The following is a 12,454-nucleotide window of genomic DNA, read 5'->3' as shown; positions in this document are numbered from 1 at the left end:
CGCTTACAACAACGCGCCGCGCCAGATCACGCGCCCGACGATATCGAGACTCTCCAACGGCGCCTGTATGGGGGCGTACTGCGCGTTGTCCGAAGTCAGCGACACCATGCCACCCAACTGCCGCTGCAATCGTTTGATGAGCAGGTCGGTGCCGTCGCGAAGCACATAGACCTCGCCGTCGGCGACGTTCGCGCTCTGGCGATCCACCACCAAGGTATCTCCCGCGCGAAACGTCGGCGCCATGGCGTTGCCTTCGACGCGCATCGTGGCCAGGTACGCGGGATCGAATCCATGGCGTGCCAGCCATTCCTGACAGAACGCCAATTGCACGAGCTTCTCCGGTGACGCCTCCGGGACGGGGCAGTCGGTATCGCCAGCCCGATATAGCGGCAGAAGCGTCAGATGGTTCTCCGGCCAGGCGTCGCGAATGGCCACCTCCATCGGACCGCGTCCCGTCATCAACCATTCGAGCGTCACGCCGCCGGCTTCCGATAACGCGATGAGCACGCGTCGCGATGGCTCCGCGCCGCTCAGGTACTTCTGAAAGCCGCTCGGCGAAATGCCCGCCTGGCGAACCAGGGCGCTCGCGTTCCCGGCGCGCGATACCAGAACGCGCAACCGGGCGATGAAGTCATCGTCCGCCCCATGTCCCGAACTTCCGACACCGCTTTCCTCGACCGCTGCCTTGCCCGCTTTTGCCATGCGCGTCTCCCGCCATAGCGGCCAGTTGAAATCCCGCCGCAACGATAACCATAGTGAAAAATATCATTAAGAATATTCGCTATGAGGCAATAAAATCACCCAATAGCGAATTTGTGATTTGTGATGATAACGCAATGACGATGCGGCAGCACGTCAGGATGACGAAGGAGAGAACGAATGCACTTGCGTCCGGCGCGCCAAGGCGCACGATACCGACGAGGCCCGCGATGACGTTGCGCGTCGGGGTCCATCCCAACAATCTGCATCTGCAGCTGGCAGCGCTGACATGGCCCGATCGCTGGCCGTCGGCGCTTCTTTCGCCGGAGGGTGCGCCACTGATTCAGTTCGTGCCGTACCGCGAAGGTCGCGATACGGGCCGTCTGGTGGCGGAGCGCGTCATCGACGTGGGCGGCACGGGTTCCACGCCGCCCTTGCTTGCACAGCATGCCGGCGTACCGCTCGCCTACGTTGCAGCCTCCGCGCCGCGCGGCGCGAATGGGGCGCTTGTGGTTCGAGCCGTGACCGGTCCCACCGGCGTCGCGGGTCTGGCGGGCCGCCGTGTCGCCTTGCTCGACGGCTCCTTCCACACCTCGTTTCTGGCGGCTGTGCTCGAGCGCGAAGGATTGACGTTGCGCGATGTCGAGCGTGTGGAACTCGCGCCCGTCGATGCCTTTCGCGCCTTGCAGGAGGGAAGGGTGGAGGCGTGGATCGCCATGGCGCCGTGGCTCGAGCGGGCCCGGGCGCATGCCGAGTGGCAAGTGCTGACCGAGATCGGTGCGTATGTCCCCAATCGCTCCGTGTTCTGGGCGCATCGCGATGCAGTCGCCCAACACGCCGGCGCATTGGGCGCCTTGTTCTCGGCCTTGGCGGCGCTGGGTCAGGACGTGGCGGCCGTCCCCACGCCGTACGCCGATCGTCTTGCCTCGGCGGGCATTGCCGACGCGAACGCCGCCGCATGGCGGGCCTCGTTGGCCGCCCGTGACTGGCAACTGCTTGCTTGCGACGCGGCGTTCTATGACGAACAACAACGCGAGGCCGACCTGCTCCACCGGCATGGAGACCTGGCGCGCGCGCTCGACCTTCGTCAAGCGGCGCCGCATGTGCCGCTTCGCTTCTCGCCCGGCGCACTCGCGCATTGAACTTCTTCAGTTGATTTTTCGGATTTCGCAATGAACGTTTACTGGTATCTCACGGCGCCCGACGGGCATGCCCCCTGGACGACGGAGGGCGCACGCCCGATCAACTACCGCTATCTCCAGCAATTGGCCCGCGGCTACGACCATCTCGGTTTTACCGGAGCGCTCTTTGCCACGGGCGCGCATGACGTGTGGGTGATGGGCGGCTCGCTCCTGCCGCACACCGACGACATGAACTTCCTGCTGGCGATCCATCCGGGGCTGGTCCAGCCGACGCTGCTCGCCAAGATGGCGGCCACGTTCCAGGAGTTTTCCAAGGGCCGGCTGCTGCTCAATGTCGTATCGGGCGACGCGAAGATGCTCGGCGCGTACGGCATGAAGATCCCGCACGACGAACGGTATCTGATGGCTGACGAATATCTGACGATCTTCAAGCGTCTCTTCGCGGGTGAAACGCTCACGTACGAAGGCAAGTACTTCAGCGTGGAAGGGGCGAAGCTGGCCTTGCCGGCGGGCAAGTCCATTCCGATGCCGCCGTTGTGGTTCGGTGGGTCGTCCGAACCGGCGATCGAAGTCGCTGCCAAGCACGTCGACACCTATCTGTCGTGGGGAGAGACGCCGGACGAGATCGAACAACGGGTCAAGCACGTCAATGCCCGCGCGGCGCATTACGGCCGGAGTCTGTCGCACGGCGTTCGTCTGTACGTGATTCTGCGTGACACGGACGAGGCCGCCTGGGCCGAAGCCGACCGCCTGCTGAGTTTGATGGACGACGATGCGATTGCCGCGAATCAACGCTTCGTGGGAGGGAGCGACTCGGTGGGGCAGCGACGCATGAGCGCCTTGCACCAAGGCAAACGTCCCGCGCGCGCCCGCGACCTGGAAATTGCGCCGAACCTGTGGTCGGGTCTCGGCCTGGTGCGCCCGGGCCCCGGCACGGCGATCGTCGGCTCGCCCGAAACCGTGATTCGCACGCTCAACGATTATGCGTCGCGCGGCATCGAGACATTCATCCTCTCGGGCATGCCGTTGCTGGAAGAGTCGTATCGCTTTGCCGAGCAAGTGCTGCCGCACCTGCCGGTGCGCCGTCGCGAGGTGACCGAGAAGACCTTCACATGGTCGACGCTGTTCGACCGCGACCTGTCCACACTCACGGCGCCCGCGCAGTCCTGAACCGCAGCGCACGTCCGTCTCGTTCCACTCGACCAGGATATTGCATGAACCTCTTTGACAACCTTCGCCGATCCGTCCGGCGCGCGGGGGGCCGCCTGACGCTCGCCGCCGTGTTCGCGGTCGCGACCTTTGTGTTGACGGCCGCGTCGGCGCCGACGAGCGCGCAATCGCGCCCCACAACCATCACGCTGCGCATCGCCTATCTCAAGGGCACGTCCGATCTCACGCTCGCAAAGGCGAAGGGGACGCTGGACAAGGCATTGGCAGGGCAGGGCGTGAAGGTCGTGTGGGCCGGGCCGTTCCCCGCCGCGGCGCCCGCCTTCGAAGCGCTCAACGCCAACGCCGTGGACCTCACGAGCGGCAGTTCCACCTCGTTCGTCACCTCGATCGCGGCGGGTGTACCGATGGTCATCTTCGGCTATCAGCCGATGACGCCGCGCAACGAGGCGATCGTCGTGCCGCGCGACTCTTCCATTCGTTCGCTCGCGGACCTCGTTGGCAAGCAGGTGGCGGTCAACAAGGGCGGCACCGGCGAGTACCTGTTGGTGCGCGCGCTGGTGAAGAATGGCATTTCGGCCGACGCCGTGAAACGTCGCTACCTGTCTCCGAGCGACACCGGCGGCGCGTTTGTCGGTGGTGGTGTGGATGCCTGGGCGACATGGGACCCGTTTCTCTCCATCGCGCAGAGCCGCTACAACGCGCGTGTCCTGGCAGACGGCGCGGCCATCGGTTCGGACAACGCGATCGGGTATTTCGTCCGCCAGGACTACCTCAAGGCCCATCCTGACGTCGTGAGGACAGTCTTGCGCGTGTTGCGTGAAGAGAATGCCTGGACGGCGGCGCATCCCCGCGAGGCCGGCCGCATCTGGGCGACGGAGCTCAATCTTCCGCCCGCGCTGGCCGAAAGGCTCGGGGAGAACAACGTCTCGCCGTTACGCGCGGTTCTGCCCGACGACGCCGCGCGCATCGAACGCGTTGCGCACTGGTACGTCGATAACCGAATCATCCCGGCGTTGCCTGACGTTCGCGCCCACGTCACCACGATCAACGACTGATCGGCACGCACTCTCACACCGAGTCCATTTCTCTCGCCGTCCCGGCACCCCCGGGCGGCGCCTTCGGGCGTCGTTCGGACATTGCCGGCCGTATCGGGGCGGTCTTTCACTCGCACAAGCCGACATCGATCGGCGAACCCTACATGACAACGCACAACCACACGCTCGCACAACCGCCGGCGAGGCCTGCCTCGCCCGTCCGCACCACGCTTTTCGCACTCGCCATCGCCGCTTGGGCTGTCTTGCCCAGTGCAGCGCGGGCGCAGGCCTCGAGCGTCACGCTCTATGGCCTGCTCGACCTCTCGCTCGACTGGTCGCACTCCGGCAGCCAGAGCACCTACCGCATGCTGTCCGGCGCACAGACCGGGTCACGCTTCGGGCTGAAAGGTTCGGAGGACATCGGCGGCGGAAACCGGATCAACTTCACCCTCGAGAACGGCTTCAACCTCAACAGCGGCACGGCCAGCGATTCCACCGCGATCTTCAACCGACAGGCGTGGGTGGGAGCGTCAGGGCGTTGGGGGGAGCTGCGTTTCGGCCGCCAGAACTCGCCGCTGTATGTGCCGCTGGAGGGGAAGTTCGACGCGACCGGGGCGTCGACGATTGCGTCCGGGTTGAATAGCCTCGCAACGCTGTCGGTACGGGCGAGCAACGCCATCTACTACGGCACGCCCGATATTGCCGGCTTCTCGGCACAGGCGATGCTTGGACTGCGCGACAGCACGACTACGCCGCGCAGCGGCATCAACAACTACCATCTGACGGCGTCCTATATCCGCGGCCCGGTGGATCTCGCCGTCGGATTCCAGTCGGTCGACAGCGCGACCAACGCGAGCACGCTCAAGGCGTTCTTCGGCGGCGGCTCCTACGACTTCGGCACGGTGCGGCTCTTCGCGGGCTTTCACCACGCGCAACAAAGCGACAGCTCCGTGGACAAGAACGTCTACACCGTTTCGGGAGCGTATCGCTTCAGTCCCGCTTCCTCGCTCGCGCTCGTCTATTCCCACCTCGACGACCGTACGCCGGCGGCACGCAACGCCGACCACCTGGGGCTGATGTACGCGTACTGGCTCTCCAAGCGTACATGGCTGTATGCGAGCGGCGCCGTGTTGATCAACAAGGGGAATGCGTCCTATGCACTGGCCGGTTCGACAACGCCGGGCGTGGCGGTGGCATATCCCGGCGCCGACGCACAGGGCGTCCAGATCGGTGTCCAGCATCGGTTCTGACGAGCGTCGGCAGGCCGATGGCAGGCACGAAAGACGTCGTGCCTGCTGGCCGTTCGGCGTTTCGTCTACTCGTCCAGCCGCCCCAGAAACTGCCTGCAACGTTCGCTCGCGTGCGCACCGAAGAACTGCTCCGGCGGGGCGTCCTCGATCACGTGTCCACCTTCCATGAAGACGATGCGATCGGCCACGTCGCGGGCGAATTTTGTCTCATGCGTGACGACGAGCATCGTCATGCCGTCCTCCGCGAGCTCGCGCATGACGCCCAGCACGTCGTCGCGCAGCTCCGGGTCGAGGGCGGACGTCGGTTCGTCGAAGAGGATGACCTCCGGCTCCATCGCGAGCGCCCGCGCGATGGCGACGCGCTGCTTCTGGCCACCGGAGAGCTTGCCGGGATAGGCGTCCGCCTTGTCCTGCAGTCCGACCTTGCGGAGCAACGTCAGCCCGCGCTCGCGCGCCTGTGCCCTGGGCACGCGCCGTACCGTGATCAGCCCTTCGATGACGTTCTCCAGGGCTGTCATGTGAGGAAAGAGATTGAACGACTGGAAGACCATCGCGGTCTTCAGCCGGATCTGTTGCGTCTTGCGGCGAACGTCGGAAGCGCTCGCTGTGGCGGGCTCCGACAGCACGATGCCGCAAATCTCGATCGTGCCGTGGTCTGGCATCTCCAGCAGATTCAGCGAGCGAATGAACGTGGTCTTGCCGGAGCCGGACGGCCCCATGATGACCACGACTTCGCCCTTGGCGACTTCGAGATTGACCCGCTTCAGGACCTGGTTGGCGCCAAAGGCTTTGGCGAGGCCCGTCACCTTCACCGTGCATTGCGACAGATTCTTCATTGATAGCGCCTCGCGAGTTTCGCTTCGAGCCACGTTTGCAGCAGCGTCAGGACTTGGTTGATGAGCCAGTACATGGAACCGACGATCAGGAACATCTCCATGTAGCGGAACGTGGTGGCGCCGATCTGGTCGGCCACGCGAGTGAGTTCCACGACCGTGACCGTCGATGCCAGCGACGTGTCCTTCATCAACGCGATGAGGCGGCTGCCGACGGGTGGGATCGCGATGCGCAGCGCCTGCGGCAGGATCACGCGCGAGAGCGTTTTGCGATAGCTCATCCCCATCGCCCATGCCGCTTCCCATTGCCCCTTGTCCACGGCCGTGATGCCCGAGCGGAAATTCTCGCTCAGGTACGCGGCGGCAAAGAGCGTGAGCGCGAGCAGGGCGGCCGGAATCGGGTCGATCGTGATGCCGTAGTTCGGCAAGCCGAAGTAGATCAGCAGCATCTGGATGAGCAGCGGCGTGCCGCGAAACACCGATACATAGGCGAATGCCAGCCAGCGAAGCGGTTTTATCGTGGAGATGCGGGCAAGCGCCACCAGCATCCCCAACACCGAACCGAGCACAAACGCGCCGAAGCCCAGCCCCAGCGTCACGAGCACCGCCTTTTCCAGCAGCGGCAGCGCTCTCATAAACAGATCGAACATTGTCTCCCCTCGACTTTCGATGGCGACCGGCCGTTTGCCGGGTGCAAAACCTCATGATCTTCCGGTCGGTCAGCGTGTCGGCGTCGCCGCGCCGTAAGCCGCCAAGGCCCGCTCGATATCCTGCAGCAGCAGATCGGTGTCCTCCAGGCCGATGGACATCCGAATGACCGGTTGATCGGTGGCGGGGAACGCCCGCTCGGACTGCAAGCTGGCGGGGTAGTATGCCGCCAGACTATGAACGCCGCCCCAACTGGCGCCGATGACGAAATGCTCGAGCGCGTCGAAAAAGGCGTTGAACGCGGGCTCGGGCGCGGGCTTCAGGATCAGCGAGAAGAGGCAGCCGTTGGTCTTGTAGTCGCGCTTCCAGATCGCGTGGCCCGGGTCGGAGGGCAGTGGTGGGTAGAGCACGCGGTCGACCAGCGGGTGCTGCGCGAGGCGCGTCGCAATGCGCAAGGTGGATTCGCTCTGCGCAGCCACACGCAGATTCAGCGTCTCCATGCCGCGCAGCACGAGAAAGCAGTCTTCCGGGCTGACCTGCTGGCCGAGAATGCTCTGCGTCTCGCGCAGGATGCCGTAGTGCTCGGCGCCGTTCATGCTGATGGCGCCCATGAGCACGTCGGAGTGGCCGCTGAAGTACTTGGTTGCGGCTTCGACGCTGAAATCCACGCCGTGCTGCAGCGGCCGAAAACCCAGCGGACTGGCCCAGGTGTTGTCGACCATGGTCAGCACGCCGTGCTGACGCGCGACCCGGGCGATCGCCGGAATGTCCTGCATTTCCATGGTGATCGTGCCCGGCGACTCCATGCAGATCATCTTCGTGTTCGGCCGGATCAGCGCGGCGATCTCTGCGCTGGCGCGTGGCGAATACAGCTCGACTTCGACGTCCATGCGCGCGAGCCATTTCTGCGCAAACGACTTGAGCGTGCCGTAGCAAGCCGCCGAGATCAGCAGATGGTCGCCGCCCGTGACAAACCCCATCAACACCGTCATCAACGCGGCGGCGCCGGAAGGCGCGACGATGCAATGGCGACCGTCCTCCAGCGCCGCGATGCGCTGCTCCAGCAGGCGTGCCGTCGGCGTGCCCGTCACACCGTAGCTGAAACCGTCCGGCTGACGGCTCTTGCGGGCGACGAAGTCCTCCAGCGTATCGAAGACGACCGTGGAGGCGCGCATCACAGCGGGGGACAGGCTACCGAACGGTTGGGGTGGCTGATTCGCCTGCGGCGCTTTATTCGTGCTCATATCGATAATTTGTTAATGTAAAAAAGAAGCAGCGGATCAAAGTATCGATAAAGCCCTCTGGGCCATCAACAGCGGGCCGCATTAACTCTATAAGTACAGGTTATATATGGACATGCGTGACATTCAGGTTTTCCGCGCCGTCATGCGCGCGGGAACGACCAGCAAGGCGGCCGCGCTGTTGAATGTCTCCCAGCCAGCGGTAAGTCAGTCGATTCGCAAGCTCGAGGCGTCGTCGGAATTGCGGTTGTTCGAGCGCACCCGGGGACGGCTGGTGCCGACACAGGAGGCGCTCGCGCTCATCGAGGAGGTCGATCGGTGTTTCGCGGGGTTCGAGATGATCGAGCACCGCATTCGCAGCCTTCGGTCGTTCGGCCTGGGCAGACTGGCCGTGGCTTCATTCCCGGCGCTGGGCACGGGTTTCATGCCGCGTGCGATTGCCGCCTTCGGCCTGGAGGCGCGCCGCGTGCAGATGTCCTTTCAGATCATGAGCTCGCGTGAGGTCCATCAGCAGGTCAGCGCCGGTCAGCTCGACTTCGGACTGATGGCCGACGAACTGTCCGTGTCCGGCCTCGAGCACTCGCAGTTCATGAGCGTGCCGGGCGTGATCGTCATGAACGATAGCCATCCGCTGGCGAACAAACCGACGATCTCGGCGGAGGATCTCCTGGCGCACCCGTTCATCGCCCTGAATCCCGAGGACGCCACCCGGCGGCGCCTGGAGCAGTCGTTGATGCTCGAGGGCAAGATTCTCCGGCCGATTCTCGAGACGCCATACTCGAACTCCGTGTGTGAATTCGCGCTGCGCGGCGTCGGCATGGGGATGGCACACCCCATTCTCGCGCTGGACTACGTCACGCGAGGCCTGAAGCTCAAGCCGATGGAGAATGCGGTGAACTTCACCGCGTTGCTGGTGTTCCGGCCCGGCATCCCCTTGTCGGAAAATGCGAAGGAATTGCTTCGTGTGATGCGCATCCAGATGGAATCGGACATGAACGCGATGCGTCAGATTCTCGAAGGCGTGTGACGGGATGGTGCGCCGCGCCATTTTGTGCGACGCGCACAAACGAAGCGAAAAACGGCGTAGCGAGTCGATCCACATTGGTGCGGCGATGCACCATCAACGATAAGCGCGGACTCAAAACTATAAGTGCTGCTTATCGAGCAAGAAATCCGCCGTGATTGTGGGGCGACTTTTGGCCTTGCAGAATGCGTCCATCTTCTGACCATTCCGTATCGACGAGGGAACCATGACACTACAAGCCATCCTGTGCCGCATCGCCGGCGCCGCCGCCTTTTTCTGCGCGGCGTATCCGGTTGCCGCCGGCGCGCAGACCGTTCCGGCCGACATTCTGGCGCACGCCCGGACAACCGGGGTGATTCGCGTGGCCAACACGCAGAGCAGTCCGCCGTGGAGTCTGCTCGACGACAAGTTGCAGGCGTCGGGCTACGACGTCGAGGTGGCCAAGGAAGTGGCGCGGCGCATCGGCGTGCCCAAGGTCGTGTTTATTGCCGACAGCTATAAGAATTTCGTCGATGGGCTGAAGGTCGGCAAATACGATCTCGTCATGAACGACCTGACGCCGACCGCCGAGCGCGAGAAGCAGATCGACTTCTCGGCGCCGTATGGCGTGGAGGAGTTCCGGATCTTCGTGCTCAACACGAACCGCGACATCAAGGACAAGCCGGACCTGAAAGGCAAGCGCGTGGGCGTCACGACCGGCTCCAGCAACGAAACCTGGGCGCGGGCCAATCTCAAGGATTCGGACATCCGCACTTACGACAACGGCGGTTTCCTGTTCAACGACATGGGCAACGGTCGTCTCGATGCCGTCATCAGCTCCCACTTCGGCGGCATGAAGTACGCCACGGTGAACAAGGTGCCGATCAAGGAGGTCGGCAAGCCGCTCACGTACCAGCTGTCCGCCGCCGGCATGGTCAAGGGCCAGCAACCGCTGAAGGCGGCCGTCAACAAGGCGGTGGCCGACATGCTCGCCGACGGCACCATCGACCGCCTCGCGCGCAAATGGGTCGGCGCCGACTACGACATGATTGCCGACATCAAGGAAGCGCTCAAGCAGCAGTAAGCCTTCTCCTTCGCAGCTTCCGCAGCTTCCGCCGTTTCCACAGTTCGAATGTTCAGGCGCCGCGCCGCCCGGCCAGAGGGCAGGGCGGTGCGCTCCCCTCTCTCCGCCCGACGTCGGTCAGAATCGATAGTTCATGACCAGTTCGGCGCGCCGGTCGTTGCCGAGCAGCCACTGTGCGCTGTTGTAATACGCGGTTTGCACGTAGTGGCGGTTGAAAACGTTGTACACGCGCCCGGTCACCGTAAGGTCGCGTCGTGGCTTCCACGCAAGGGCGAGGTCCACCGTGGTGTACGACGGCATCGTCAACGTATTGGCGGTGTCGGCATATCGCTTACCGACGTATCTGAGTCCGCCACTGGCCGTCCAGGCTGACGCAAGACGCCAGCTCAGCCAGAGGTTCGCCATCGTCTGCGGCACGTTGACCGGGACATTCCCTGCGCGCGAGACGGCGACACCGTTCACGCTTTCGTCGAATTCGTCGTACTTCGCGCGCAGCCAGGTGCCGTTGGCATCGACGCGCACATCGCGGGTGATCTGCGCACCCACGCTCAATTCGATACCGCGCGACGATTGCTTGCCGATCTGCACACTCAGGGTCGGGTCGAGTGGATCGGTCGACACGAGATGGTTCTTGACGATCCGATACACGGCGAGTGTCCAGTCGACCCGGCCGTCGAACAATCCCTGCTTCACCCCCAACTCGATCTGCTTGCCGGTCGTCAGATCGAATTTGGCCTTGCTGGCCGTGAGCATGAGCAACGAGCCGACGGGATCGGCCGCCACGGCGTACTGGCCATACACACTGGTGTTGGCCGCTACGTCATAGACGGTGCCCAACCGCCAGCCCGTGTAGCTGAGCGGCTTGGTGAAGGCGGCACCTGTAGCCAGGTCGTCGCGGCGGATGCTGGCATGGTCGTAACGCACGCCGCCGACCACCGACCAGCGAGATGTCAGTTTGAGCCGATCCTCCGCAAAGAACGCGTACTGGTTTGCCTGCGAGCGGTACTTCGGTGCGGTTCCGGAGACGTTGACGAAGCCGCCGGGCGCGGGGTTGTAGAGGTCGACGAACGACGTGCCGGAGTAGGGCGAATTGTTGGTGTGCTGGAAAGTGGTGTGATTGAATTCGAAGCCTGTGGAGACGGTGTTTTCCATCCGGAACAGGTGCCCTTTGAGGGTGGCGGCGCTCACGCTGCCGATCTGCTCCTGATCGTGAAGAATCTCCGTATAGCTGCTGCGCTGCACGAGTCCCGACGTCGGCATGTACGCGTAGTTCTCCGCGTCCTTCCAGTGGCGCTTGCTCTTCATACGGTAGAGCGTGCTGGTGATCGTGAGATTGTCGGTCGGCCGCCACGAGGCGGCCAGCGTGGCCCAATTGTCGCGGTACGTGATCAGCGAGTCGCCGACGTTATAGTTCTTCCGATAAGTCGCGGGATCGATGCGGCCGCCGACCAGCGGCACGCCGAAGTACTGCATCGGATGCTGGTTGCCTTGCGCGAGCGACGCCGTCACCGACAGTCGCGGGGTAACGTCGTATCTGATGGCCGCCGAAAACGATGCGTTGCGCGAATCTCCCCTGTCCACCCAGTTGTCCGAGCGGTTGGCGCTCGCGTCGAAGCGGTAGGACAGTTTGTCGTTGAGCGCGCCGCCGCTGCCGAACGCCGCGCGTGCGGTGCGCTCGGTGCCAATGCCGAACTGCACCTCGTTTTCGATAGGCAGTGATTCGGGCTTCTTGGGAACGATGTTGACGACGCCGCCGATGGCGCCTTCGCCATAGATCACGGACGCCGGTCCGCGCAGCACTTCGACGCGTTCCACCGACCACGTGTCGAAGGGGAACGTTACGCCGAGCGCGCCGTACGGACGCGTGCCGTCGTAGAGTTGCGTTACCGAGGCGCTGCCGACGAAGCCTCGCGCGCCGAGCTCGGAGCCGCCATTGCCGGGATGGGGCGACGCGTTGATGCCGGTGGCGCGACTGACGGCGTCGACGACGCTCGTGTCGCCACGGGCTTCGATCTGCTGACGGTCGATGACTTCGACGCTCGCCGGCGTTTCTCTGATAGTGAGACCCAGGCGGCTGCCGGTTTGCATCGGCTCGTCAAGCGAAGTCAGGCTGTCCGCCCGAACTTGGGTGGCGGGCAGTTGAGGCGTTTGCGCGGTGTCGTTCCCGGCGGCATGGCCGATGGCGCACAACGAGCCGACGGCAGCGGCGAGCGCGGTGCGCGCTGAACGCGCGGTATTCGTGCGATGAGAATTTCTCATGAGTATTTTGGATGGTGTGTCGCGGGCACGGACGTGCAGCACGGCCCGCGGGCGCGGCAATACGCGCCGTCGCCGCATTGGCGTCAGCGTG

Annotated in this window: 11 protein-coding genes; 6 read left to right on the top strand and 5 right to left on the bottom strand. The window is 64.1% G+C overall.

Annotation, left to right across the window (positions count from 1 at the left end; all coding sequences use genetic code 11):
- Positions 1-3: 3 nt before the first annotated feature.
- Positions 4-702: an XRE family transcriptional regulator gene (locus RO07_RS13120; protein WP_052267276.1), complete on the bottom strand. Its 699-nt coding sequence runs from the start codon at positions 700-702 to the stop codon at positions 4-6.
- 227 nt (positions 703-929) lie between these two features.
- On the opposite strand from RO07_RS13120, the gene RO07_RS13115 reads away from it, so the two are divergent.
- The 4 genes from RO07_RS13115 (at position 930) to RO07_RS13100 (ending at position 5,295) form a co-directional block, all read left to right on the top strand.
- Positions 930-1,841, top strand: a complete 912-nt coding sequence (locus tag RO07_RS13115; RefSeq protein ID WP_052267275.1) for an ABC transporter substrate-binding protein — start codon at positions 930-932, stop codon at positions 1,839-1,841.
- A 30-nt stretch (positions 1,842-1,871) separates the two neighbouring features.
- The gene (locus RO07_RS13110) at positions 1,872-3,011 is read left to right on the top strand and encodes an LLM class flavin-dependent oxidoreductase (protein ID WP_039411243.1); all 1,140 of its coding nucleotides are present in this window, start codon (positions 1,872-1,874) and stop codon (positions 3,009-3,011) included.
- A 44-nt stretch (positions 3,012-3,055) separates the two neighbouring features.
- A complete protein-coding gene (locus RO07_RS13105) occupies positions 3,056-4,066 on the top strand; it encodes an aliphatic sulfonate ABC transporter substrate-binding protein (RefSeq protein ID WP_052267274.1) in 1,011 nt (336 codons plus the stop codon).
- Between the two features lie 143 nt (positions 4,067-4,209).
- On the top strand, positions 4,210-5,295 hold the full coding sequence (locus tag RO07_RS13100; protein ID WP_052267273.1) for a porin: 1,086 nt from the start codon (positions 4,210-4,212) through the stop codon (positions 5,293-5,295).
- A gap of 65 nt (positions 5,296-5,360) precedes the next feature.
- Here RO07_RS13100 and RO07_RS13095 read toward each other — a convergent pair whose 3' ends face one another.
- From RO07_RS13095 to metC, 3 genes are all read right to left on the bottom strand, one after another.
- Positions 5,361-6,131 carry an amino acid ABC transporter ATP-binding protein gene (locus RO07_RS13095; RefSeq protein ID WP_115089376.1) on the bottom strand — a complete coding sequence of 257 codons (771 nt, stop codon included), beginning with the start codon at positions 6,129-6,131 and terminating at the stop codon, positions 5,361-5,363.
- On the bottom strand, positions 6,128-6,778 hold the full coding sequence (locus RO07_RS13090) for an amino acid ABC transporter permease (protein WP_039411241.1): 651 nt from the start codon (positions 6,776-6,778) through the stop codon (positions 6,128-6,130). The genes RO07_RS13095 and RO07_RS13090 overlap by 4 nt, the downstream gene beginning before the upstream one ends.
- Before the next feature lie 69 nt (positions 6,779-6,847).
- Positions 6,848-8,020, bottom strand: a complete 1,173-nt coding sequence (metC, locus tag RO07_RS13085; RefSeq protein ID WP_039411239.1) for a cystathionine beta-lyase — start codon at positions 8,018-8,020, stop codon at positions 6,848-6,850.
- Positions 8,021-8,126: 106 nt separating this feature from the next.
- Between metC and RO07_RS13080 the strand changes: the two genes are divergently transcribed.
- Together RO07_RS13080 and RO07_RS13075 are read left to right on the top strand one after the other, a co-directional pair.
- Complete coding sequence (locus RO07_RS13080) at positions 8,127-9,044, top strand: LysR substrate-binding domain-containing protein (RefSeq protein WP_039411237.1); 918 nt, start codon at positions 8,127-8,129, stop codon at positions 9,042-9,044.
- Between the two features lie 223 nt (positions 9,045-9,267).
- Positions 9,268-10,104 carry a transporter substrate-binding domain-containing protein gene (locus tag RO07_RS13075; RefSeq protein WP_039411236.1) on the top strand — a complete coding sequence of 279 codons (837 nt, stop codon included), beginning with the start codon at positions 9,268-9,270 and terminating at the stop codon, positions 10,102-10,104.
- A 117-nt stretch (positions 10,105-10,221) separates the two neighbouring features.
- Here RO07_RS13075 and RO07_RS13070 read toward each other — a convergent pair whose 3' ends face one another.
- Positions 10,222-12,363 carry a TonB-dependent receptor gene (locus RO07_RS13070; RefSeq protein ID WP_052267272.1) on the bottom strand — a complete coding sequence of 714 codons (2,142 nt, stop codon included), beginning with the start codon at positions 12,361-12,363 and terminating at the stop codon, positions 10,222-10,224.
- Between the last annotated feature and the right edge of the window lie 91 nt (positions 12,364-12,454).

This window comes from Pandoraea pulmonicola (assembly GCF_000815105.2).
Taxonomy (GTDB): Bacteria; Pseudomonadota; Gammaproteobacteria; order Burkholderiales; family Burkholderiaceae; genus Pandoraea; species Pandoraea pulmonicola.
The sequence above is the reverse complement of the archived record's forward strand: the minus strand, read 5'-3'. Positions and strand labels throughout refer to the sequence as shown.